Source organism: Pseudomonas sp. MM213, assembly GCF_020423045.1.
GTDB classification, from domain to species: domain Bacteria; phylum Pseudomonadota; class Gammaproteobacteria; order Pseudomonadales; family Pseudomonadaceae; genus Aquipseudomonas; species Aquipseudomonas migulae.
This window is the reverse complement of the sequence record NZ_CP081943.1, coordinates 5,958,846-5,982,299: the sequence shown is the minus strand read 5'-3', so window position 1 is coordinate 5,982,299 and position 23,454 is coordinate 5,958,846. Positions and strand designations below refer to the sequence as shown.

Annotated in this window: 20 protein-coding genes and 1 pseudogene; 17 read left to right on the top strand and 4 right to left on the bottom strand. The window is 58.9% G+C overall.

Features of this window, described 5'->3' with window-relative positions:
• Positions 1-110 precede the first annotated feature (110 nt).
• Entirely contained in the window at positions 111-974 is an 864-nt protein-coding gene (tsf, locus tag K5R88_RS27150) for a translation elongation factor Ts (RefSeq protein ID WP_008028965.1), read from the bottom strand.
• Positions 975-1,167: 193 nt separating this feature from the next.
• On the bottom strand, positions 1,168-1,905 hold the full coding sequence (gene rpsB / locus K5R88_RS27145; RefSeq protein WP_008028964.1) for a 30S ribosomal protein S2: 738 nt from the start codon (positions 1,903-1,905) through the stop codon (positions 1,168-1,170).
• Positions 1,906-2,278: 373 nt separating this feature from the next.
• On the opposite strand from rpsB, the gene map reads away from it, so the two are divergent.
• The 3 genes from map to dapC all read left to right on the top strand — a co-directional run bounded on the left by map (position 2,279) and on the right by dapC (position 7,164).
• Entirely contained in the window at positions 2,279-3,061 is a 783-nt protein-coding gene (gene map, locus K5R88_RS27140) for a type I methionyl aminopeptidase (protein ID WP_008028962.1), read from the top strand.
• 45 nt (positions 3,062-3,106) lie between these two features.
• Positions 3,107-5,809, top strand: a complete 2,703-nt coding sequence (locus K5R88_RS27135; RefSeq protein WP_226298708.1) for a [protein-PII] uridylyltransferase — start codon at positions 3,107-3,109, stop codon at positions 5,807-5,809.
• A 155-nt stretch (positions 5,810-5,964) separates the two neighbouring features.
• On the top strand, positions 5,965-7,164 hold the full coding sequence (gene dapC, locus K5R88_RS27130) for a succinyldiaminopimelate transaminase (RefSeq protein WP_008039390.1): 1,200 nt from the start codon (positions 5,965-5,967) through the stop codon (positions 7,162-7,164).
• Between the two features lie 40 nt (positions 7,165-7,204).
• Here dapC and K5R88_RS27125 read toward each other — a convergent pair whose 3' ends face one another.
• The gene (locus K5R88_RS27125; RefSeq protein WP_008039389.1) at positions 7,205-8,836 is read right to left on the bottom strand and encodes a Na+/H+ antiporter; all 1,632 of its coding nucleotides are present in this window, start codon (positions 8,834-8,836) and stop codon (positions 7,205-7,207) included.
• Positions 8,837-9,464: 628 nt separating this feature from the next.
• Here K5R88_RS27125 and K5R88_RS31100 point away from each other — a divergent pair.
• The 10 genes and pseudogenes from K5R88_RS31100 (at position 9,465) to K5R88_RS27075 (ending at position 17,081) form a co-directional block, all read left to right on the top strand.
• Positions 9,465-9,848, top strand: a complete 384-nt coding sequence (locus tag K5R88_RS31100; protein WP_226298707.1) for a phage protein NinX family protein — start codon at positions 9,465-9,467, stop codon at positions 9,846-9,848.
• 275 nt (positions 9,849-10,123) lie between these two features.
• The gene (locus K5R88_RS27115) at positions 10,124-10,942 is read left to right on the top strand and encodes a hypothetical protein (RefSeq protein WP_226298706.1); all 819 of its coding nucleotides are present in this window, start codon (positions 10,124-10,126) and stop codon (positions 10,940-10,942) included.
• A 2-nt stretch (positions 10,943-10,944) separates the two neighbouring features.
• Entirely contained in the window at positions 10,945-11,973 is a 1,029-nt protein-coding gene (locus K5R88_RS27110) for an acyltransferase family protein (protein ID WP_226298705.1), read from the top strand.
• A gap of 849 nt (positions 11,974-12,822) precedes the next feature.
• Positions 12,823-13,268 (top strand): annotated as a pseudogene (locus tag K5R88_RS27105) (hypothetical protein).
• Positions 13,269-13,351: 83 nt separating this feature from the next.
• Positions 13,352-13,594 carry an excisionase gene (locus K5R88_RS27100; RefSeq protein WP_226298704.1) on the top strand — a complete coding sequence of 81 codons (243 nt, stop codon included), beginning with the start codon at positions 13,352-13,354 and terminating at the stop codon, positions 13,592-13,594.
• Complete coding sequence (locus tag K5R88_RS27095; RefSeq protein ID WP_226298703.1) at positions 13,575-13,772, top strand: phage integrase Arm DNA-binding domain-containing protein; 198 nt, start codon at positions 13,575-13,577, stop codon at positions 13,770-13,772. The genes K5R88_RS27100 and K5R88_RS27095 overlap by 20 nt, the downstream gene beginning before the upstream one ends.
• Positions 13,773-13,872: 100 nt before the next feature.
• On the top strand, positions 13,873-14,235 hold the full coding sequence (locus K5R88_RS27090; protein WP_226298702.1) for an ArsC family reductase: 363 nt from the start codon (positions 13,873-13,875) through the stop codon (positions 14,233-14,235).
• Between the two features lie 33 nt (positions 14,236-14,268).
• Positions 14,269-15,303, top strand: coding sequence for a 2,3,4,5-tetrahydropyridine-2,6-dicarboxylate N-succinyltransferase (gene dapD / locus K5R88_RS27085; protein WP_008039387.1), 1,035 nt, complete (start codon positions 14,269-14,271; stop codon positions 15,301-15,303).
• Between the two features lie 165 nt (positions 15,304-15,468).
• Positions 15,469-16,674 carry a cysteine desulfurase gene (locus K5R88_RS27080; protein WP_226298701.1) on the top strand — a complete coding sequence of 402 codons (1,206 nt, stop codon included), beginning with the start codon at positions 15,469-15,471 and terminating at the stop codon, positions 16,672-16,674.
• A complete protein-coding gene (locus K5R88_RS27075; protein WP_226298700.1) occupies positions 16,671-17,081 on the top strand; it encodes a SufE family protein in 411 nt (136 codons plus the stop codon). The genes K5R88_RS27080 and K5R88_RS27075 overlap by 4 nt, the downstream gene beginning before the upstream one ends.
• Before the next feature lie 94 nt (positions 17,082-17,175).
• On the opposite strand, the gene tcdA is transcribed toward K5R88_RS27075, so the two are convergent.
• A complete protein-coding gene (gene tcdA, locus K5R88_RS27070; RefSeq protein ID WP_226298699.1) occupies positions 17,176-17,988 on the bottom strand; it encodes a tRNA cyclic N6-threonylcarbamoyladenosine(37) synthase TcdA in 813 nt (270 codons plus the stop codon).
• Between the two features lie 217 nt (positions 17,989-18,205).
• Between tcdA and K5R88_RS27065 the strand changes: the two genes are divergently transcribed.
• The 4 genes from K5R88_RS27065 to K5R88_RS27050 all read left to right on the top strand — a co-directional run bounded on the left by K5R88_RS27065 (position 18,206) and on the right by K5R88_RS27050 (position 23,412).
• Positions 18,206-20,797, top strand: a complete 2,592-nt coding sequence (locus K5R88_RS27065; RefSeq protein WP_032829235.1) for a glycosyltransferase — start codon at positions 18,206-18,208, stop codon at positions 20,795-20,797.
• Between the two features lie 198 nt (positions 20,798-20,995).
• Positions 20,996-22,147 carry a succinyl-diaminopimelate desuccinylase gene (gene dapE, locus K5R88_RS27060; protein WP_226298698.1) on the top strand — a complete coding sequence of 384 codons (1,152 nt, stop codon included), beginning with the start codon at positions 20,996-20,998 and terminating at the stop codon, positions 22,145-22,147.
• Positions 22,147-22,959, top strand: a complete 813-nt coding sequence (locus tag K5R88_RS27055) for a putative RNA methyltransferase (protein ID WP_226298697.1) — start codon at positions 22,147-22,149, stop codon at positions 22,957-22,959. Before dapE ends, K5R88_RS27055 begins: the two co-directional genes overlap by 1 nt.
• Positions 22,960-23,034: 75 nt before the next feature.
• The gene (locus K5R88_RS27050) at positions 23,035-23,412 is read left to right on the top strand and encodes a hypothetical protein (RefSeq protein ID WP_008035469.1); all 378 of its coding nucleotides are present in this window, start codon (positions 23,035-23,037) and stop codon (positions 23,410-23,412) included.
• The last annotated feature ends 42 nt before the right edge of the window (positions 23,413-23,454 follow it).

Sequence of the window (23,454 nt, the reverse complement as noted above, 5' to 3'; positions counted from 1 at the left end):
CTTTGTAAGCCAGTTCCAAAAGGAAACCAATTAAAAATTGGTGCCCCATCTGAAAAGAGGCTGCGCGCGTAAGCGGGCAGCCTCTTCAGGGCGACAGTTAAAAAACCGTCTTATTGCTTGGCGGCAGCCAGCTGGGCAGCAACTTCTTCAGCGAAGTTGTCGACCGGCTTCTCGATGCCTTCGCCTACTTTGAAGTAGGTGAAAGAAACGATTTCTGCACCGGCTTTCTTGGCCAGTTCGCCAACCTTGATTTCAGGGTTCTTGACGAACGCCTGCTCAACCAGGCTTGCTTCAGCCAGGAACTTGCTGATACGGCCTTTGACCATGTTCTCAACAATGTTTTCTGGCTTGCCTTTGATTTTTTCTTCGTTCAGCTGCAGGAACACGGCTTTTTCGCGCTCGATAGCTTCAGCAGAAACTTCCGATGGCAGCAGGAACTCAGGGTTGCTGGCCGCTACGTGCATAGCGATGTCTTTGGCCAGCTCAACGTCGCCGCCCTTCAGAACAACCGCAACACCGATTTTGTTGCCGTGCAGGTAACCACCAACAACATCACCTTCAACGCGAACCAGGCGACGGATGTTGACGTTTTCGCCAACCTTGCCGACCAGTACCAGGCGAGCAGCTTCTTGAGCTTCGATCAGCGGAGCGACGTCAGTCAGCTTGTCGGCGAACGCTTTTTCAACGCTGGCAGCAACAAATGCCTTGAAGTCGTCCTGCAGAGCCAGGAAGTCGGTCTGCGAGTTCACTTCCAGCAGAACGGCGGATTTACCGTCTTCTTTCAGAGCGATAGCGCCTTCAGCAGCCACGTTGCCTGCTTTCTTGGCAGCCTTGATGGCGCCCGAAGCACGCATGTCATCAATGGCTTTTTCGATGTCGCCGCCAGCCTTGGTCAAGGCCTTTTTGCAGTCCATCATGCCTTCGCCAGTACGCTCGCGCAGTTCTTTGACCAACGCTGCAGTAATCTCTGCCATTTCAAAATTCCTCTTGGATAGGTTTTCAACCATTCCACCCGATCGAACGGGCGTTCAATTCTTCCCGAACCACCCTTGTTAGCAGCTGCAAGTTACAAATGATGTAAATGCGCCACCGGACAAATGGTTTTCGAGGTGGCAAAAAAGGGGCCAAGCCCCTTTTTTGCTTACTGAGTCAACGCCAAGGCGTCAGTTACTCAGCTGCAGCTGCCGGAGCTTCTTCAACGAACTGCTCGGTGCCGCCAGCAACGTGGTTGCGACCGCGGATTACTGCGTCAGCCATCGAACCCATGTACAGCTGGATAGCGCGGATTGCGTCATCGTTGCCTGGGATGATGTAGTCAACGCCTTCCGGGCTGCTGTTGGTATCGACTACGCCGATAACCGGGATGCCCAGCTTGTTGGCTTCGGTGATCGCGATGCGCTCGTGATCAACGTCGATAACGAACAGAGCGTCTGGCAGACCGCCCATGTCCTTGATACCACCCAGGGAACGATCCAGCTTTTCCAGGTCACGGGAGCGCATCAGCGCTTCTTTCTTGGTCAGCTTGGCGAAAGTACCGTCTTCGGCTTGTACTTCAAGGTCACGCAGACGCTTGATGGAAGCACGGATGGTTTTGAAGTTGGTCAGCATGCCGCCCAACCAGCGGTGATCGACGTACGGCGAACCGCAACGTGCTGCTTCTTCAGCAACGATCTTGCCAGCGGAACGCTTGGTGCCGACGAACAGAATCTTGTTTTTGCCCTGGGCCAGACGCTCTACGAAAGTCAGAGCTTCGTTGAACATTGGCAGGGTTTTTTCAAGGTTGATGATGTGGATCTTGTTACGCGCGCCGAAAATGTATTTACCCATTTTCGGGTTCCAGTAACGGGTCTGGTGACCGAAGTGCACACCGGCCTTCAGCATATCGCGCATGTTGACTTGGGACATGATAGTTCCTTAATAAGTCGGGTTTGGCCTCCACGTATCCCAATGACCAACCAGCAGCATCAGCTGAAGGCACCCAGGTCATCGTGTCGACACGTGTGTGGATTTAAGCCTTTCGGGGTATCCCCGGAAAGCGGCGCATTTTATATCACAAGGCTCGCAAAAACGGAACCCGGATTCTCAATTCCTGACGCGCGCCTTTATCCGCGCCCTTGGAATCGCTCAAGAATGCGCCTATCTATAGAGAGAAGCGATGTACAGAGGCTCAGATTTGCGCTGTTCGTCTGTTAGAATCGCGTTTTTCAGGGCGGTAAAGATTGATCGCACACTGCCCATTCCGTTTTGACAAGCGCCATCGAGCGTAGAGAGAGCCTGTATGACCGTCACCCTCAAAACCCCGGAGGACATCGCAAAAATGCGTGTCGCCGGCAAACTGGCCGCCGATGTGCTGGAAATGATTGCTGAACATGTCAAGCCGGGCGTCACCACTGAAGAACTGGACCGCATCTGCCACGACTACATCGTCAACGTGCAGCAAGCCATCCCTGCCCCGCTCAATTACAAAGGCTATCCGAAGTCGATCTGCACCTCGATCAACCACGTGGTCTGCCACGGCATCCCGAACGAGAAGCCATTGAAGGACGGCGACACGCTGAACATCGACGTCACCGTCATCAAGGACGGCTACCACGGCGACACCAGCCGCATGTTCCACGTCGGCACCGTGCCGGTCTGGGCCGAGCGCTTGTCGCAAGTGACCCAGGAATGCATGTACAAGGCCATCGAAATCGTCAAACCCGGCTGCCGCCTGGGCGACATCGGTGAAGTGATCCAGAAGCACGCCGAAAAGAACGGCTTCTCGGTGGTTCGCGAGTTCTGCGGCCACGGCATTGGCAAGGTGTTCCACGAAGAACCACAGATCCTGCATTACGGCCGAGCCGGCACCGGCATGGAACTGAAAGCGGGCATGACCTTCACCATCGAGCCGATGATCAACCAGGGCAAGGCCGACACCAAGGTATTGGGCGATGGCTGGACCGCGATCACCAAAGACCGCAAGCTCTCGGCCCAGTGGGAACACACCCTGGCAGTGACCGAAACCGGTTACGAGATCTTCACCCTGCGCAGCGACGACACCATCCCGCGCGTTTCGGCCTGATCCGGTCCGCACAGCTCTCAGCCTTATAGATAGGAAAGCCAATCGATGCCGCAGGTGGATCCCGAACTCTTCGACCGTGGCCAGTTCCAGGCTGAACTGGCCCTGAAGGCCAGCCCGATCGCGGCCTTCAAGAAGGCGATCCGCCAGGCGCGCGAGGTGCTCGACGAGCGCTTTCGCAACGGCCGGGAGATTCGCCGGCTGATCGAGGATCGTGCGTGGTTCGTCGACAACATCCTGCAAAAGGCCTGGGAGCAGTTCAACTGGAGTGAAGATGCCGACATCGCGCTGGTCGCGGTCGGCGGCTACGGTCGCGGGGAATTGCACCCTTATTCCGATATCGATTTGCTGATCCTGCTGGACAGCGCCGACCACGAAGTTTTCCGCGATTCCATCGAGCGTTTTCTGACGTTGTTGTGGGACATCGGCCTGGAAGTCGGTCAGAGCGTTCGCTCGGTTGAAGAATGCGCCGTTGAAGCCCGCGCCGACCTGACGGTTGTCACCAACCTGATGGAAAGCCGCACCATCTGCGGCCCCGAGCACTTGCGCCAGCGCATGCTCGACGTCACCAGCACTGCGCACATGTGGCCGAGCAAGGAGTTCTTCCTGGCCAAGCGCGCCGAGCAAAAGGCCCGTCATCACAAGTACAACGACACCGAATACAACCTGGAACCCAACGTCAAAGGCTCGCCCGGCGGACTACGGGATATTCAGACGATTCTGTGGGTCGCCCGTCGCGAATACGGCACCCTGAACCTGCGGGCATTGGCCGGGGAAGGGTTTCTGGTCGAGAGCGAAAACGCCTTGCTGGCTTCATCCCAGGAATTCCTGTGGAAAGTCCGCTACGCACTGCACATGCTCGCCGGCCGCTCGGAAGACCGCTTGCTGTTCGACCACCAGCGTTCGATTGCCGGCCTGCTGGGGTTCAAGGGTGATGACGCCAAGCAAGCCATCGAAAACTTCATGCAGCAGTATTACCGGGTGGTCATGAGCATCGCCCAGCTCAGCGACCTGATCATCCAGCACTTCGAGGAAGTCATCCTCGCGCCCGAAGACGAAGCGCCACCGCAGCCGATCAACTCGCGGTTCCAGTTGCACGATGGCTACATCGAGGCGCGCAACGACAACGTGTTCCGCCGCACGCCGTTCGCCATGCTCGAAATCTTCGTGCTGATGGCCCAGCAGCCGGAAATCAAAGGCGTGCGCGCCGACACCATTCGTCTGCTGCGGGAAAACCGGCACCTGATCGACGACGATTTCCGCAACGACATTCGCAATACCAGCCTGTTCATCGAACTGTTCAAGTGCAAGATCGGCATCCACCGCAACCTGCGACGGATGAACCGTTACGGCATCCTCGGGCGCTATTTGCCGGAGTTCGGCTTCATTGTCGGGCAGATGCAGCACGACCTGTTTCACATCTATACGGTCGACGCGCACACCCTGAATCTGATCAAGCACCTGCGTAAGTTGCAGTACACGCAAGTGTCGGAAAAATTCCCGCTGGCCAGCAAGCTCATGGGCAAGCTGCCCAAGCCCGAGCTGATCTACCTGGCCGGCCTGTACCACGACATCGGCAAGGGCCGGCATGGCGATCACTCGGAAATCGGCGCAGTGGACGCCGAAGCCTTTTGCCAGCGCCATCAATTGCCGATCTGGGACAGCCGCCTGATCGTGTGGCTGGTGCAGAACCACCTGGTGATGTCGACCACCGCCCAGCGCAAGGACTTATCCGACCCGCAAGTGATCCATGATTTCGCGCAGATCGTCGGTGACGAAACCCGCCTGGATTACCTGTACGTGCTGACCGTCGCCGACATCAACGCCACCAACCCGACGCTGTGGAATTCCTGGCGCGCCAGCCTGCTGCGCCAGCTCTACACCGAGACCAAGCGTGCGTTGCGTCGCGGCCTGGAAAACCCGGTGGATCGCGAAATGCAGATCCGCCAGACCCAGAGCGCCGCCCTGGACATTCTGGTACGCGGCGGCAACGACCCCGACGACGTCGAGCAGTTGTGGTCGCAACTGGGCGATGACTATTTCCTGCGTCACACCGCCGGCGATGTGGCCTGGCACACTGACGCGATCCTGCAGCAGCCGGCCGATGGCGGCCCGCTGGTGCTGATCAAGGAAACCACCCAGCGCGAGTTCGAGGGCGGCACGCAGATCTTCATCTACGCGCCGGACCAGCACGACTTCTTCGCCGTGACCGTGGCCGCGATGGACCAGCTCAACCTGAACATTCACGACGCCCGGGTCATCACCTCCAGCAGCCAGTTCACCCTCGACACCTACATCGTGCTCGACACCGACGGCGACTCGATCGGCGATAACCCGGCCCGGGTCAAACAGATCCGCGAAGGCCTGACTGAAGCCCTGCGCAACCCCGACGACTACCCGACGATCATCCAGCGTCGCGTACCGCGCCAGCTCAAGCATTTTGCGTTCGCGCCTCAGGTGACGATCCACAACGACGCCCAGCGCCCGGTGACGGTGCTGGAGCTCAGCGCACCGGATCGCCCAGGGTTGCTGGCGCGGATTGGCACGATTTTTCTGGAATTCGACCTGTCACTGCAGAACGCCAAGATCGCCACGCTCGGCGAGCGTGTGGAGGACGTGTTCTTCATTACCGACGCCAACAACCAACCGTTGTCTGACCCACTGTTGTGCAGCCGTTTGCAGGATGCGATCGTCGAACAGCTCAGTGTCAGCCAGGAACCCGATATCAAACTGTCGCGAATCAGTATCTGACCCAACAAATTTCCCCCTGTGGAGACCTGTCCTTTGTAGGAGCCGGCTTGCTGGCGATAGCATCGCCTCGGTGTGTCAGTCGTACCGGAGTGATGCAATCGCCAGCAAGCCGGCTCCTACAGAGGGCAGGCCTCCACATTGAACGAGATCTACCGATGAACAACGCTCTGTCCCAGTTGCAGCCTTACCCGTTCGAGAAGCTCCGCGCCCTGCTCGGCAGCGTCACGCCAAACCCGGACAAGCGCCCTATCGCGCTGTCCATCGGCGAGCCGAAGCACCGTTCGCCAAGCTTTGTCGCCGAAGCCCTGGCAAGCAATCTGGACCAGATGGCCGTGTATCCGACCACCCTCGGCATTGCGGCCCTGCGTGAAGCCATCGCCGCGTGGTGCGAACGCCGCTTCAACGTGCCGAACGGCTGGCTCGACCCGGCGCGCAACGTGCTGCCGGTGAACGGCACCCGCGAAGCGCTGTTCGCGTTCACCCAGACCGTAGTCAACCGTGGCGACGACGCCCTGGTGGTCAGCCCGAACCCGTTCTATCAGATCTATGAAGGTGCCGCGTTCCTCGCCGGCGCCAAGCCGCATTACCTGCCGTGCCTGGACGAGAATGGCTTCAACCCGGATTTCGATGCCGTTTCCCCGGACATCTGGAAGCGTTGCCAGATCCTGTTCCTGTGCTCGCCGGGCAACCCGACCGGTGCGCTGATCCCGGTCGAAACCCTGAAAAAGCTGATCGCCCTGGCCGATGAGTACGACTTCGTGATCGCTGCGGACGAGTGCTACAGCGAACTGTATTTCAACGAACAAACCCCGCCCGCCGGCCTGCTCAGCGCCTGCGCGGAACTGGGCCGCAAGGACTTCAAACGCTGCGTGGTGTTCCACAGCCTGTCCAAGCGCTCCAACCTGCCGGGCCTGCGTTCGGGTTTCGTGGCCGGTGATGCCGACATTCTCAAAGGCTTCCTGCTGTACCGCACCTACCACGGCTGCGCGATGCCGGTTCAGACTCAACTGGCCAGCGTTGCTGCGTGGAATGACGAAGTGCATGTGCGCGCCAACCGTGCGTTGTATCGCGAGAAGTACGACGCGGTGCTGGAAATCCTCGGCCCGGTGATGGACGTGCAGCGCCCGGATGGCGGTTTTTACCTGTGGCCGAATGTTGAAGGTGATGACGAGGCGTTCTGCCGCGATCTGTTCGTCGAAGAACACGTGACCGTGGTACCTGGCTCTTATCTGTCCCGTGACGTTGACGGTGCGAATCCGGGTGCCGGTCGGGTGCGTATGGCGCTGGTTGCGCCACTGGCCGAGTGTGTGGAAGCCGCTGAACGCATCCGCGCCTTCATCCAGCGCCGCAAATAACCACAAACCTTTAGGTGCCGGCTTGCCGGCACGAGCGACGCTATTTCACCTGCCCCAGATTGGCTTCGCTCAAGTCCAGCTCCCCCAGCACCTCGCGCAATACGTCATCACCAATCTGGTGGTGACGGCTGAGCTTATACAACTCCAGGCGTTGCGCCCGCAGCGCCTTCAAGCGCAGACGCCGTTCCAGCAGGTCCATCTGAAACGCCAGCGCCTGGGCTTCCGCCGAATCGTTGAACACCTCCAGTTGATGCCGATACTCGGACATGATCCGTGCCTTGAGTTCGACAGCGAGCGCTGCCTGGGCGGCGTCCTGCGGATTGGCCTCTTCGGTTTCGAGCGCATGAATGGCGGCTTCGGCGGTCTTGCGCCAGGCATCGCGCACTTCACTGCGACGCTTGTCGTCAGGGCTCTTCTCGATGCCGCGAAGCAACAATGGCAATGCAATACACGCGGCAATCAGCGACAGCAGAATGACCCCGGCCGCGATGAAAATCAGCAGATCGCGCTCAGGAAACGCCTCATTCCCCATCAGTATCGGCACTGACAACACACCCGCCAGCGTCACCGCACCGCGCACCCCGCCGACGGTCAACAACCAGCAAGAGCGCGCCGTCGGCACTTGCGTCATTTCGCCCTTGCCGCGCCAACGACGCAGCAGCCCCGACAATCGCCAGATGCTCTGCACCCAGACAAACCGCAACACCACCAGCACCAGGAAAATAGCCACCACGTCGAGGCAGCGATACAGCAGCGTTGGCCACAACGACGTTTCGTGGCTGGCCACGGCTTTGATGATGTCCGGCAACTGCAAACCCAGCAGCAGGAAGATCAGCCCGTTAAACGCGAACTCCAGCAGTGACCAGACGCTGCGGTTGAGCAGTCGGGTGCTGGTCTGGCGCGGCAGCAGATCGAGCCAGCTCTGCATCATCCCGGCCGCCACGGCAGACAGAATCCCCGAGCCCCCCAGGCGTTCGGCCAGCACGTATGCCGCAAACGGCAGCAACAACATGAAGACCACGTGAGTCGCCGGATCATCCCAACCGCGAGCGATCATCCACGAGCGCAAACGCCCGACCAGCCAGCTCAACGCAACACCGACCGCCAGGCCACCAACCGCCACCAACACGAACGTCAGGCTGGCGTTGGCCAGCGAGAACACCCCGGTCACCGCCGCGACCAGGGCGAACTTGAAGGTCACCAGGCCCGACGCGTCATTCATCAGCGCCTCGCCCTGCAGCATGTGCATCAGTGGTGTCGGCAGTCGGTTTTGAGAAATCGCCGAGACGGCCACGGCATCCGTCGGCGACAACACCGCCGCCAGGGCAAAGGCCACCGGTAGCGGAATGCTCGGCAACAACCAATGAATGAAGTAACCCGCACCGACGACGGTAAACAGCACCAGGCCGACCGCCAAGGTCAGGATCGGCCCCCGCAGTCGCCAAAGCTCGCGCTTGGGCATGCGCCAGCCGTCGGAGAACAGCAGCGGTGGCAGAAACAAAAACAGAAACAATTCCGGGTCCAGGGCGACGTGCAAACCGAGCGTCGGCCAGGCCAGCAAGGCGCCGGCACCGATTTGCACCAGCGGCAATGGCAACGGGATCACGCGTCCGACCAGGCGCGAAACACTGACCAGCATCAACAGGATCAGGACGGTGTAGGCGGTTTGCATAAAGCGCGGTTCCCGGACAATCGACAGCATTGAAGTGCCATATTAGCCGCTTAGACTGCGGGTTGACCGTTGTACCAATGTCGCAGGCTGTCGCCAGCCTCGAAAAAACCCCAAACCCTGCAGGAGCCGAGCTTGCTCGCGAAAGCGGCCTGACATTCAACATTGATAGTGGCTGACCTGCCGCTTTCGCGAGCAAGCTCGGCTCCTACAGGGTTTTGCGTTTTAACCGGACGGTCATGGCATAATCCGTCACCTTTTTTTCCAGCACCTGTAAAGGGGGCAATTCCTTGACCGATTCAAGCAAAACGTTGCACCTTTTCGGCATCAAAGCCTGCGACACCATAAGCATTGATTAAAACCCTTTTGCATCAATACGATAGGTGCAAAATCCCCCTAAAACCCCCGCCCCAACCCCCCCTTGTGACGCCAATAAAATCAAATGCTTGTGGTTGCATTTTGGGGGAGATTTTTCCGCCTTAAACAACGATGTGCGGATTTGCTGGTGTATGCCAGACGCGCCTTAATTTCTGAATATTGATCACATTTCCGCCGCGCTCATTTTTGCGAGTCAAGACCATAAGTCTTAGGTCACGTTGAGCGCGCATGGCACCGACTTGGAGAGGTCGTAGTGAAGTTACAGGTCTCAGATGTAATAGGACCCGCACTGGATTGGGCTGTGGCAAAGGCCGCATTCAATTGTTCCCCGACTGACGTTTCCGACGATATCTGCGGGACTTGGTATGAAGGCGAGAATGTTGGGGGCGTCTATGGGTGGGGGCCATCCACGAATTGGTTTCAATGCGGGCCACTGCTTGAGAGGTTTCGACTTGGAATTTACCAGGCCGCCAAGTGGGCAGCCTCTGCGGATGGCACTCCCAATTACAGCTCAAGCTTCGATGAAGAGTCTTGCGGATCGACGGCACCGATTGCAGTGTGTCGTGCAATAGTTCGCGAAAAGCTGGGTGATGTCGTCGACGCTCCAGAAAATGTCGCTGCAGCGGTACGCCAATAAAACGCTATCCGCACCAAACGGGCAGGACGGCGGTTCAAATCCCTCCCAGCCCCCACCATTTGACCCAATGAAACCCGGTGTTTCTGAGTGGTAAGTTGTTGGAGGTTGCTGTGGACTCATGTGAATCCATGCTGCCTTCAGCGACTTTTCAGCAACATCCATCTACGGCGTTCTGCCGACGTTCACCCTCTCCCTATTACGCAATTCGTCATCCTGACTGGTCTTCGAACGGCTTTCTCGATTGCCGTATGTCCAAACAGTATTTGAGCTTGACCATGCCTGTACACACCCGAGATGAAATGTTGGCCGAGTGGCACAAACGGCTGAACAACCATGAGGACTGGAAGAACCAGAGCAGCCAGTACAGCTGCTTGATGAGCTCCGCCTACTACATGCTGTGCGTCGGCATGATCGATGCCTTTGAACGTTTCGAGCTCGTCGAACTGCTGACCGGTGCCTACTGTCATTTCGCCGGGGAGTATCCACAGGAGTGGATGCACCCAGCCTCTGACTACGACGTCTACAACCAGGCTGCCAGCTTCGTCGGCTACATCAACGGGAACCGGTATTTTCTCGGCACACCAGAAAAGAACTTCGGGCCGAGCCACTTCTTCGCGCAGTTCAGCCGTGACGACCCTGAACGCCGCATCAGAACGGCGGCCTATCAGAACTACGGCGTGATCCGCGACCGCTACATCTACATCTACATCTACATCTACATCTACATCTACATCTACACCGAGACGGGGCAGAAGCTGGCCATTGTAGAAAGGAATCGGAACTTCGAAGATGGGATACGCCAACGACTGGATGATCCGGATGTCTACCGCGCGCTGCTGGACGCTTCGATTCTAGCGCTTGAGTCAGGCGACATGCCGACCTTCGTGGCGTTACGGGAAAAGGAACTGTTTTCCATTTTCACCCTGTGCCTGTCGTGCTGCGATCGGTTCGACCTGTTCGAGGATTGCACAGCATGCTCGGGTCGCGGCTTCATTGAGGACCCGAACTGCCCGAACAGAATACTTCCAGGCTTTGCTGAATTCGAAAAATCAACGACAATCACCGCCCCACAAAAATCTATCATTAAGAATTAATCATGCTCAATTCGATTCAAACGTTAAGAGCTTTTGCTGCATGGCTGGTGGTATTCCATCATTACATGCAGGTTGTGTACAACTTCAAACTGCAAGACCCTATATCTGTGTTTTTATTTAGATATGGAGCAATCGGCGTAGATATATTCTTTATAATTAGCGGATTTGTAATTTACACCTCCACCCAAGCACAAAATCTATCACCAAAAAACTTTGCCATACACAGGATAGCGAGGATCGCGCCAGTGTATTGGTTTTTCACCATAATCACTGCTGTATCGCTATTGGCAATACCGAACTCAATAATGTCAACGACATATGATTCGGCCTTTATGTTAAAAAGCCTATTCTTCATACCAGCGCAAAACCCATCTGGGATAGGTCTATTCCCACTAGTAACTGTCGGATGGACACTTAACTTTGAAATGGTCTTCTATCTTATATTCCTTCTATGTCTGTTCCTTCCATCGAGAGCTAGGGCACTAGCTATAGTGGCAGGCATTATTGTGCTTAACAAAGCATCACAATTGGTAGGGGGTGATCTTTCTTTTTACAACAACAGCATCATGTATGAATTCCTGTTCGGCATCATGATAGCCATATTGCACCAGCGGAATATCACAAGCCGGGTGCCGACCTACGCCTCAGCGATTGGGATTATTTTATCTTTGCTGACAATCTCACACTACGGAGAGGTGACCCACAGTCCGTGGAAGCAGGGCATCCCCTGCGCCGTTATAGTTTTTTCGTTCCTAGCTCAGGAAAAGCTGTTCAGGCACGCTGGTTTATTCAACCGTTTGGCCGACTGGTCCTACTCGACATACCTCTGCCATGTAATTGTTATTTGCTACGTAGCAATTCTTAAGGTGGCATTTGATATGAGCGGCACACTTACTCTTGCATTAGCCGTGTCCCTGATTGTAGTCGTATCGAGCCTTAGTTTTTATTTGGTAGAAAGACCAATCCTGACATACGCAAAAAAAGTGACGCGACCGGTTAAGGCGCATCAGCCATTGAGTTCAGCGCCGTGAGAATCGAGCATATCAAGCCAACGCTCTCTGCCCCCCTCGGCGATGACGGAAGCAGCGTAGGGAACAGACCCGTTTTCGTGCGGGATGATTCCAGTAGTCAGCGCGATCAGGGTGCGGAAGTTACGAAGATCAATCGTCTGATTGGCCTCGGTCCCTACGCGCGAAGCAACAGCCTTGATGTACGACTCGGTGTCGTTTTCGACGCCAGGCGCCCAACGGTTGATTACCTCCCGCACCGTATCGATGCCGCTCCCGCCAATGCCTGGCATGCCGTCTTTGCCACGGTAAGCCAGGATCAGCTTCGCTATGGCGCGGATACCGCTTTCCGGGTCGATGAATTCAGCGAACCGAGGCTTGGTTACGCCTCTCTCTATACCGAATGGGACTGTGTCGTCGGTATCCGCTACGACGAGCCGAAACGTTATCACCGCATGATGGCCGCCAATGATCGAGGCGGCACCCGCTGGGACAACCTCTGCCCCTCGTACACCGCAGGCATCACCAATGAATATGTCGCCACCTTCTGGAAGGATCAGCCTTTCGATCTGGGCATGAGCTCTGATTTCGGAAACTGCGACCTGTGCTGGAAGAAGAACGAAGGCAAGTTGCTGAAAACAATTATGGAAGACCCCACTCGGGTCATCTGGTGGTCCGGCACTGAAGAGCGCTTCGGCCAGGTGTTCCGACAGGATCGCGCCGATTACAAAACGCTGGGCTGGTCAGCCGAACAGCGCTCCCGACAAACCGATTTCGATTTCGACTATCTCGTCGAAGACATCGACTGCTTCTGTGGCGACTCCCCCTCTTCCACCTACCAGCCTGCTGATGAACGGCAGGCGAGGAATCCGCATGTCTGCATTAAACCGTTTTCACAAAACCGCAGGCTGGCGCTGGAGAAGATCAGCGCCAGCCTGCCGCCCGGCGCAAAAATCTGTTTGGCTATCTACACACCTGAAAAACCAGAGCTCGACATTGTCCTGCAGGACAAAAGCCTTGACCTCAATGAGGTGGTTTCAACTCTTCGCCGGCGCGGCCTGAGCATCGACGGTGACAACGCCTACAAGCGCGACTTGCTCGATTCAGCCGTGGGAGCGATGACATTCGGCGTGCAAAACCGTAACCCGCCACCGGCAGGGCACTGGGGTCAGCGCTTCTGGGACATCGGCCGGGAAGAACGTGCGCCGTGCGAAGAGCTCGTCGCAGCGCTGAAGCTCACTCGCGAAAACCTCCGGGCCTGCCAAGCAACCATCCACCTGTGCGGAGGATTCGATCCTGCCTATGCCACCGAAGCCTAGGCCGCGATGAAGGTCGCAGACGCCGCGCTCGCCAAATTCGCCCAATAACCACCTTCTGCCGCCACGCGCGGCATGGAGTATTCATGAGCAAAGTAACCCTAGACGAATGGGCGGTGGCCGTGTTCAAGACCCCGCCCAGCCCCAACACCCTGCGTAAATGGGCGCGAGAGGGCCGGATCGCTCCGGTACCGGTCAAGCACGGGCGCAACTACTATGTAGAGTCCGACGCCCACTACCAAAACCCTGGCCAGCAGCCCGTCCGGATTGTCGGAGGCAGCCTGATTAGCAGAATACAGAGAGCACGCAATGGCGCCCAGGCCGCGTAATACCGGGTCAAAGGATCTTCCGCCCAATCTCTACCGCAAGACCGACGCCCGCAATGGCGTCACTTACTACACGTACCGCGACCCGATCAGTGGTCGCGTGTTCGGCTTGCCGCACGTCTGCACGAAGTCGAAGGCCGCGATGCCCAGAAACTGCTCGGTCACCGTTCGGCCACAATGACCGATCTGTACCGCGACAGTCGAGGCGCAGAATGGATCGACGTGGCATAATTGACGGCTGAATTTTTGGGCGGTATTGGGGAAGTTTTGGGGAAGAATTTATGCCCAATGAAAACAAGCACTTACAGCTTTTCGGCATCAAAGCCTGCGACACCATGAAAAAGGCGCGCACCTGGCTCGATGAACACGCTGTCAGCTATGACTTTCATGATTACAAAGCGGTCGGAATCGACCGCGAACACCTGAGCCAATGGTGCGACGAGCACGGCTGGCAAGTGGTGTTGAACCGTGCAGGCACGACCTTTCGCAAGCTCGACGACGAACGCAAAGCCGATCTCGACCAGCCGAAAGCCATCGAACTGATGCTCGCACAACCCTCGATGATCAAGCGCCCGGTGCTCGATCTCGGTGACCGAACCCTGATTGGCTTCAAGCCAGATATCTACGCGGCAGCGCTCAAGTAAGCCAGCCCGTTCAATTTTGTTAGAGGTATTTACATGTCCACTTCCGTATTCAGCCTGGCCTTTGGTGTCGGCACTCAAAATCGTCAGGGCGCATGGCTCGAAGTGTTTTACGCTCAGCCGCTGCTCAACCCGTCGGCCGATCTGGTCGCGGCCATCGCGCCGGTTCTGGGTTACACCGAAGGCAATCAGGCCATCGCGTTCAGCACCGCCCAGGCTTCGCAACTGGCTGAAGCACTGAAAGGTGTCGACGCAGCCCAGGCCGCCCTGCTGACCCGTCTGGCCGAAAGCCACAAGCCGCTGGTCGCCACCATTCTGGCCGAAGATGCACCGCTGACTTCCACGCCTGAGGCTTACCTCAAGCTGCACCTGCTGTCCCATCGTCTGGTCAAGCCGCACGGCCTGAACCTGGCCGGCGTGTTCCCGCTGCTGCCGAACGTCGCATGGACCAGCCAGGGCGCGATTGACCTCGCCGAACTGGCCGAACATCAACTGGAAGCCCGTCTGCGCGGCGAGCTGCTGGAAGTGTTCTCGGTAGACAAATTCCCGAAAATGACCGACTACGTCGTGCCGGCCGGCGTGCGTATCGCTGATGCCGCCCGTATCCGTCTGGGCGCTTACGTCGGCGAAGGCACCACCGTGATGCACGAAGGTTTCGTCAACTTCAACGCCGGTACCGAAGGCCCGGGCATGATCGAAGGCCGCGTTTCCGCTGGCGTGTTCGTCGGCAAGGGTTCGGACCTGGGCGGCGGTTGCTCGACCATGGGCACCCTGTCGGGCGGCGGCAACATCGTGATCAAGGTTGGCGAAGGCTGCCTGATCGGCGCGAACGCCGGTATCGGTATCCCGTTGGGCGACCGCAACACCGTTGAATCGGGCCTGTACGTGACTGCCGGCACCAAAGTGGCGCTGCTGGACGAAAACAACAAGCTGGTCAAAGTTGTGAAGGCTCGTGAACTGGCCGGTCAGCCGGACCTGCTGTTCCGCCGCAATTCGGAAACCGGTGCCGTGGAATGCAAAACCCACAAATCGGCGATCGAACTGAACGAAGCGCTGCACGCTCACAACTAAGCAGAGCGTCACGACCACCTGTTCTTGTAGGAGCGAGGCTTGCCCGCGAAGCTTTTGGGGATCTCACCGGTCCCTTCGCGAGCAAGCTTCGCTCCTACAGGTCCGGCGTAGCCCAGACCATCAGGTCAGGCGTACGTCCGCCCATGTTTAGCAGGGCCCGATAGCATGATGATTCTCTCTCCCTGGCGCGCCGATTTTCCGGCCATCGCCGCCCTGCAACGGCAAGACCAGACCTATCTGGACAACGCCGCCACCACGCAAAAACCTCAAGCCCTGCTGGATGCCCTGGCGCATTACTACGCCAATGGCGCAGCCAACGTGCATCGGGCGCAACACTTGCCCGGCGCGCATGCCACCCAGGCGTTCGAGGACAGCCGCAACAAAGTCGCGCAATGGCTGAATGCCGGTGATTGCGGGCAGATCATCTTCACCCACGGCGCGACCTCTGCGCTGAACCTCCTCGCCTATGGCCTGGAACATCTTTTCAATCCGGGCGATGAAATTGTCATCAGCGCCCTGGAGCACCACGCCAACCTGCTGCCATGGCAGCAACTGGCCCACCGTCGCGATCTCAAACTGGTGATCCTGCCGCTGGACGCCGACGGCTTGATCGACCTCGACACCGCCGCCGCGTTGATCGGCCCGCGAACCCGCTTGCTGGCGGTCAGTCAGCTGTCCAATGTGCTCGGCGCCTGGCAGCCATTGCCCGCGCTGCTGGCGCTGGCCAAGGCACACAACGCGTTGACCGTGGTCGATGGCGCCCAAGGCGTGGTCCATGGCCGGCACGATGTGCAGGTGCTGGGTTGCGACTTTTATGTGTTTTCCAGCCATAAGCTCTATGGCCCGGATGGCCTGGGGGTGTTGTTCGGCCGCCATGAGGCGCTCAAGCAACTGCGCCATTGGCAGTTCGGCGGCGAAATGGTGCTGGATGCGGATTACCAGCACGCGCGCTTTCGTCCTGCTCCGCTCGGTTTCGAGGCAGGAACGCCGCCGATCTCCAGCGTGATTGGTCTCGGGGCGACGCTCGATTACCTCGCCGGCCTCGATCAGGATGCGGTTTCGGCCCATGAAGCCGCGCTGCATGACTATTTGTTGAAAGGTCTTGAGGCGCGCGACGGCATTCGCTTGCTGGGCAAACCGCAACTGGCCCTGGCGAGTTTTGTCGTCGAGGGTGTGCATAACTCTGATCTGGCGCACTTGCTGACAGAACAGGGGATCGCGGTGCGCGCCGGTCATCATTGCGCGATGCCGCTGCTGAAAAGCTTAGAACTGGCCGGGGCGATTCGGGTGTCGTTGGCGCTTTACAACGACTCCGAGGACCTGCAACGGTTCTTTGATGCGCTGGATCAAGCGCTGGAGTTGTTGCGATGAACCTCCCCGCTGATGCCGAAATGGCGCTCGAAACTTTTCAGGCCGCCGCAGGCTGGGAGCAACGCGCGCGACTGCTGATGCAATGGGGCGACCGGCTACCGGTGTTGAGCGATGTGGATAAAGTCGACGCCAACCGCGTGCATGGCTGTGAAAGTCAGGTGTGGTTGGTGGGATCGTTGCAGGACGGCCACTGGCAGTTTGCCGCGAGCAGCGATGCGCGGTTGATCCGCGGGTTGGTGGCGTTGTTGCTGGCGCGGGTTAACGGGTTGTCGGCGGTCGAGTTGCAGCAGGTGGATTTGCCGGACTGGTTCAATCAGCTTGGACTCAGCCGACAGTTGTCGCCTTCGCGTAGCAATGGCCTCAATGCCGTGCTCCAGCGGATGAATGAGTTGGCCGCGCCCCTGTAGGAGCGAGCGGTGCGGCGATCCGACTTGCCCGCGAAGGCGCCGTACCTGACATACCGCTTTCGCGGGCAAGCCTCGCTCCTACAGGGGTGGTGTTTCAAACCTCGGGTTTGATGCGATCTGCCGGGCGCCGGACACCCGCCACAATCTTGTCCACAGCCTTGGTCGCCGCGACCATGCCAAACGTCGCCGTCACCATCATCACCGCACCAAACCCGCCCGCGCAGTCCAGCTTCACGCCATCCCCGACAAAACTCTTCTGCAGGCAAATGCTGCCGTCCGGTTTCGGATAACGCAGCTGCTCGGTGGAAAACACGCACGGCACGCTGTAATGGCGGGTCACGGTGCGGGAGAAGTTGTAATCGCGGCGCAGGGTCGAGCGCACTTTCGAGGCCAACGGGTCGTTGAATGTGCGGTTCAGGTCGCAGACCTGGATCAACGTCGGGTCGATCTGCCCGCCCGCACCGCCCGTGGTGATGATCTGGATCTTGCGGCGTTTGCACCAGGCAATCAGCGCAGCCTTGGCGTTGACGCTGTCGATGCAGTCGATCACACAGTCGATGTTCGGCGTGATGTATTCGGCCATGGTGTCGCGGGTAACGAAATCCGCCACCGCATGCACCGTGCAATCCGGGTTGATCCCGCGCAGGCGCTCAGCCATCACCTCGACCTTGGGCTTGCCGACGGTGCTGTCCAGCGCATGCAACTGACGGTTGGCATTGCTGACGCAGACGTCGTCGAGGTCGAACAGCGAAATCTCGCCCACGCCACACCGCGCCACCGCTTCCGCAGCCCAGGAGCCGACGCCACCGACGCCGACGATCGCCACGTGCGCCGCGCGCAAGCGCTCTAGCCCTTCGATGCCATACAAACGGGCGATGCCTGCAAACCGCGGATCTTCTGTACTCATGACCATTACCCCAAAAACCGGCGCGCATTATAGGGCCACACGCCAAAAGATCTAAGCCACAAGCGACAAGTGTAAGAACTTATGTGAAAGCCGATTGCCCAATGTCGTGCAATTCCCTGTCCGATGTACGTTCAGTGAACTGCCGGTGTAGGATGCGCGCCCCTTGGCGATCGCCAACCGTTCCTTCGTTCCACAGCCTTTGGAACCCGAAATAGCTATGTCATCGCGTAAATTTGGACTCAACCTGGTCGTGGTGCTCGCCATCGCAGCCTTGTTTACCGGCTTCTGGGCGCTGATCAATCGCCCGGTCACCGCCCCCAACTGGCCTGAACAGATCTCCGGTTTCTCGTACTCGCCGTTCCAGCAAGGCCAGTATCCGCAGAAAGAGCAGTACCCGACCGACGATCAAATGCGTCGCGATCTGGAGATCATGAGCAAGCTGACGGATAACATCCGTACCTACTCGGTCGATGGCACCCTGGGAGACATTCCCAAACTGGCAGAGGAATTCGGCCTGCGGGTCACCCTGGGGATCTGGATCAGCCCGGACCTGGAACGCAACGAGCGGGAAATCACCCGGGCCATCGAAATCGCCAACTCCTCACGCAGCGTGGTTCGTGTGGTCGTAGGCAACGAGGCCATCTTCCGTAAGGAAATTACCGCTGCCGAACTGAGCGTGCTCCTTGATCGCGTTCGCGCAGCCGTGAAGGTGCCGGTCACCACGTCCGAGCAATGGCACGTCTGGGAAGAACACCCGGAACTGGCCAAGCACGTCGACCTGATTGCCGCGCACGTCCTGCCTTACTGGGAATACATCCCGGTGGACAAGGCCGGCCAGTTCGTCCTCGACCGCGCTCGCGATCTGAAAAAGATGTTCCCGAAAAAACCGCTGCTGCTCTCGGAGGTTGGCTGGCCGAGCAACGGCCGCATGCGTGGCGGCACCGATGCGAGCCCGGCAGATCAGGCGATCTACCTGCGTACGCTGGTGAACAAGCTTAACCGCCAGGGTTTCAACTACTTCGTGATCGAAGCGTTCGACCAGCCGTGGAAGGCCAGTGACGAAGGTTCGGTGGGCGCGTATTGGGGCGTGTTCAACGCCGCGCGCCAGCAGAAATTCAACTTCGAAGGCCCGGTCGTCGCGATCCCGCAATGGCGCGTGCTGGCCATCGGCTCGGCGGTGTTGGCCCTGCTGTCCTTGACCTTGCTGATGATTGACGGCTCGGCGCTGCGTCAACGTGGCCGCACCTTCCTGACTTTTATCGCCTTCTTGTGCGGTTCGGTGCTGGTGTGGATCGGCTACGACTACAGCCAGCAATACAGCACCTGGTTCAGCCTGACCGTAGGATTTCTCCTCGCACTCGGCGCACTCGGGGTCTTTATCGTACTGCTGACCGAGGCGCATGAACTGGCCGAAGCGGTCTGGACCCACAAACGCCGGCGTGAATTCCTGCCGGTGGTGGGCGATTCGGACTACAGGCCGAAAGTGTCGATTCATGTGCCGTGCTACAACGAGCCGCCGGAGATGGTCAAACAGACCCTCAACGCCCTGGCCAACCTCGACTATCCGGACTTCGAAGTCCTGATCATCGACAACAACACCAAGGACCCGGCCGTCTGGGAGCCGGTGCGCGATTACTGCGCAACCCTCGGTCCGCGCTTCAAGTTCTTCCACGTCGCACCGCTGGCCGGCTTCAAGGGCGGCGCGCTGAACTACCTGATTCCGCACACCGCCAAAGATGCCGAAGTGATTGCGGTGATCGACTCCGATTACTGCGTCGACCCGAACTGGCTCAAGCACATGGTGCCGCACTTCGCCGATCCGAAAATCGCCGTGGTGCAGTCGCCGCAGGATTATCGCGACCAGAACGAAAGCACCTTCAAGAAGCTCTGCTACGCGGAATACAAAGGCTTCTTCCACATCGGCATGGTCACCCGTAACGACCGCGACGCGATCATCCAGCACGGCACCATGACCATGACCCGGCGCTCGGTGCTCGAGGAACTCGGCTGGGCCGACTGGTGCATCTGCGAAGATGCCGAGTTGGGTCTGCGCGTGTTCGAGAAAGGCTTGTCGGCGGCGTACTACCACACCAGCTACGGCAAAGGCCTGATGCCCGATACCTTTATCGACTTCAAGAAACAGCGTTTCCGCTGGGCCTACGGTGCGATTCAGATCATCAAGCGTCACACCGCCAGCCTGCTGCGCGGCAAGGACACCGAGCTGACCCGTGGCCAGCGCTACCACTTCCTCGCGGGCTGGTTGCCGTGGGTGGCGGATGGCATGAACATCTTCTTCACCGTGGGCGCACTGTTGTGGTCGGCGGCGATGATCATCGTGCCGCAGCGGGTCGATCCGCCGTTGCTGATTTTCGCGATCCCGCCATTGGCGTTGTTCGTGTTCAAGGTCGGCAAGATCATCTTCCTCTACCGTCGCGCCGTTGGCGTGAACCTCAAGGACGCGTTCTGCGCGGCGCTGGCCGGGCTGGCGTTGTCGCACACCATCGCCAAAGCGGTGCTGTACGGCTTCTTCACCAGCAGCATTCCGTTCTTCCGCACGCCGAAAAATGCCGACAACCACGGCTTCTGGGTGGCGATTTCGGAAGCGCGTGAAGAGATGTTCATCATGCTGCTGTTGTGGGGCGCGGCGCTGGGGATCTTCCTGGTGAACGGGCTGCCGAGCAACGACATGCGCTTCTGGGTGATCATGTTGCTGGTGCAGTCGCTGCCGTACCTGGCGGCGCTGATCATGGCGTTCCTGTCCTCGCTGCCGAAACCGGCCGTCGAGGCCGAAACGGCACCGGCAGTCTAAATCTTTGCAGATGCACTAAACGGCGGCCAATGGCCGCCGTTTTGCTTTAAGATAACCGCCATTTTCCAGGCCTTGCCCCCCATTTCCCGTAGGAGCGAGGCTTGCCCGCGAACGAAGCGACTCGGTGTAACAGATACACCTCATTATCGTTCTTCGCGGGCAAGCCTCGCTCCTACAGATAAAGCACCGGAGTTTTCCATGACGGCCCACGCCGACCTTTCGCCGACCCTTCAACTCGCCATCGACCTGATCCGCCGTCCGTCCGTGACGCCGGTCGACGCCGATTGCCAGAAGCAGATGATGCAGCGCCTGGGCGATGCCGGTTTTATGCTTGAGCCAATGCGCATCGAAGATGTGGATAACTTCTGGGCCACCCACGGCAAGCACGACGGCCCGGTGCTGTGTTTCGCCGGCCACACCGACGTGGTCCCGACCGGCCCGGTGACCGCCTGGCAGATCGACCCGTTCAACGCGCTGATCGACGAACACGGCATGCTCTGCGGTCGTGGCGCAGCGGACATGAAAGGCAGCCTGGCGTCCATGACCGTGGCCGCCGAGCGCTTCGTCGCCGATTACCCGGATCACAAGGGCAAAGTCGCGTTTCTGATCACCAGCGATGAAGAAGGCCCGGCGCACCACGGCACCAAAGCGGTGGTTGAACGTCTGGCGGCGCGCAAGGAGCGTCTGGACTGGTGCATCGTTGGCGAACCGTCGAGCACCACGCTGGTCGGTGACGTGGTCAAGAACGGCCGTCGCGGTTCCCTCGGCGCCAAGCTGACCGTACGCGGTGTGCAAGGTCACGTCGCTTATCCGCACCTCGCCAAGAACCCGATCCACCTCGCCGCCCCGGCGCTGGCCGAACTGGCCGCCGAGCATTGGGACCACGGCAACGATTTCTTCCCGCCGACCAGTTTCCAGATTTCCAATGTGAATTCCGGCACTGGTGCGACCAACGTGATCCCCGGTGATCTGATAGCGGTGTTCAATTTCCGCTTCTCCACCGAGTCCACTGTTGAAGGCTTGCAGAAGCGCGTCGCCGATATCCTCGACAAGCATGGCCTGGACTGGCACATCGACTGGGCGCTGTCCGGTCTGCCGTTCCTCACCGAACCGGGTGCGTTGCTGGACGCCGTCGCGTCGAGCATCAAGGACATCACCGGTCGCGAAACCAAAGCCTCCACCAGCGGTGGCACCTCCGATGGGCGCTTTATCGCGACCATGGGTACACAGGTGGTTGAACTGGGCCCGGTCAACGCGACGATCCACCAGGTCAACGAGCGCGTGCTGGCCGCCGACCTCGACGTGCTGACCGAAATCTACTACCAGACCCTGATCAAGTTGCTCGCCTGATGCTTGCCTGCCCGATCTGCAGCGAACCGCTGAACGCGGTGGACAACGGCGTGGCCTGCCCCGCCGGGCATCGTTTCGACCGCGCGCGCCAGGGTTACCTGAACCTGTTGCCGGTGCAGCACAAGAACAGCCGCGACCCTGGGGATAACCTGGCGATGGTCGAAGCCCGGCGCGACTTCCTGAACGCCGGCCATTACGCGCCGGTGGCCAGGCGTCTCGCTGAGCTGGCGGCGCAATACGCGCCGCAGCGCTGGCTCGACATCGGTTGTGGCGAGGGTTACTACACCGCGCAAATTGCCGAGGCGTTGCCGAACGCTGACGGTTACGCGCTGGACATCTCCCGGGAAGCGGTCAAACGCGCCTGCAAACGCAACCCGCAGCTGACCTGGTTGATCGCCAGCATGGCGCGGGTGCCGTTGGCGTCCGGCAGTTGTCAGTTTCTCGCCAGCGTCTTCAGCCCGCTGGACTGGGAAGAAGCCAAACGCCTGCTCAGCCCCGGCGGCGGCTTGATGAAAGTCGGGCCGACCAGCGGCCACCTGATGGAATTGCGCGAGCGGCTGTACGACGAAGTGCGTGAGTACACCGACGACAAGCATCTGGCCTTGGTGCCGGAAGGTATGGCTTTGCAACACAGCGAAACCCTGGAATTCCAGCTGACGCTTGCAAGTGGGCAGGATCGCGCCAACCTGTTGGCCATGACGCCTCATGGCTGGCGCGCCAGTGCCGAACGCCGGGCGGCGGTCATCGAGCAGACCGAGCCGTTCGAGGTCACTGTTTCGATGCGCTACGATTACTTTGTTCTTCAATCTTAATTTTTGGTCTTGAGCAGCAGCTTGAGGCCGGCTAAATCCGCGAATGGATTTTTCAGACCCGCAGTGAGGACATCCATGCGCCAACCCGATATCGAGATTTACCTGAAAGACGCCGACGTCGACCACAAGGCCGTATCCGCCTGGCTCGGCGCGGCTCTGGGCCCGTGCACCGATTGGGTTCAGAAAGGTCAGACCTACAAGTGCAAGGCCGGCAACGTGCCAGTGACCTGGCTGCCGAAAGCGGTAGGAAAATGGAACAGCCTGTACCTGGAAAGCGACCAGACCCCGTGGGAAGACGACATCGCCTGCGCCCGCGCCGCGTTTGCCGCGCTGAACGTAGAAGTACGTTGTGCGCCGGGCAGTTGGGTCGAGGAAGAAGGTGAAGAGACAGCGGATCGCTGGATGCGCATCAGCGCCGATGGCGAAGAAGAGATCACCTGGAAAACTGCTTAACCCATCACACCACGAACCTGTAGGAGCGTGGCTTGCCCGCGA

Coding starts and splice junctions, on each gene's coding strand:
- tsf (WP_008028965.1), bottom strand. CDS start 974: ATGGCAGAGATTACTGCAGCGTTGGTCAAAGAACTGCGCGAGCGTACT.
- rpsB (WP_008028964.1), bottom strand. CDS start 1,905: ATGTCCCAAGTCAACATGCGCGATATGCTGAAGGCCGGTGTGCACTTC.
- map (WP_008028962.1), top strand. CDS start 2,279: ATGACCGTCACCCTCAAAACCCCGGAGGACATCGCAAAAATGCGTGTC.
- K5R88_RS27135 (WP_226298708.1), top strand. CDS start 3,107: ATGCCGCAGGTGGATCCCGAACTCTTCGACCGTGGCCAGTTCCAGGCT.
- dapC (WP_008039390.1), top strand. CDS start 5,965: ATGAACAACGCTCTGTCCCAGTTGCAGCCTTACCCGTTCGAGAAGCTC.
- K5R88_RS27125 (WP_008039389.1), bottom strand. CDS start 8,836: ATGCAAACCGCCTACACCGTCCTGATCCTGTTGATGCTGGTCAGTGTT.
- K5R88_RS27115 (WP_226298706.1), top strand. CDS start 10,124: ATGCCTGTACACACCCGAGATGAAATGTTGGCCGAGTGGCACAAACGG.
- K5R88_RS27110 (WP_226298705.1), top strand. CDS start 10,945: ATGCTCAATTCGATTCAAACGTTAAGAGCTTTTGCTGCATGGCTGGTG.
- K5R88_RS27100 (WP_226298704.1), top strand. CDS start 13,352: ATGAGCAAAGTAACCCTAGACGAATGGGCGGTGGCCGTGTTCAAGACC.
- K5R88_RS27095 (WP_226298703.1), top strand. CDS start 13,575: ATGGCGCCCAGGCCGCGTAATACCGGGTCAAAGGATCTTCCGCCCAAT.
- K5R88_RS27090 (WP_226298702.1), top strand. CDS start 13,873: ATGCCCAATGAAAACAAGCACTTACAGCTTTTCGGCATCAAAGCCTGC.
- dapD (WP_008039387.1), top strand. CDS start 14,269: ATGTCCACTTCCGTATTCAGCCTGGCCTTTGGTGTCGGCACTCAAAAT.
- K5R88_RS27080 (WP_226298701.1), top strand. CDS start 15,469: ATGATGATTCTCTCTCCCTGGCGCGCCGATTTTCCGGCCATCGCCGCC.
- K5R88_RS27075 (WP_226298700.1), top strand. CDS start 16,671: ATGAACCTCCCCGCTGATGCCGAAATGGCGCTCGAAACTTTTCAGGCC.
- tcdA (WP_226298699.1), bottom strand. CDS start 17,988: ATGAGTACAGAAGATCCGCGGTTTGCAGGCATCGCCCGTTTGTATGGC.
- K5R88_RS27065 (WP_032829235.1), top strand. CDS start 18,206: ATGTCATCGCGTAAATTTGGACTCAACCTGGTCGTGGTGCTCGCCATC.
- dapE (WP_226298698.1), top strand. CDS start 20,996: ATGACGGCCCACGCCGACCTTTCGCCGACCCTTCAACTCGCCATCGAC.
- K5R88_RS27055 (WP_226298697.1), top strand. CDS start 22,147: ATGCTTGCCTGCCCGATCTGCAGCGAACCGCTGAACGCGGTGGACAAC.
- K5R88_RS27050 (WP_008035469.1), top strand. CDS start 23,035: ATGCGCCAACCCGATATCGAGATTTACCTGAAAGACGCCGACGTCGAC.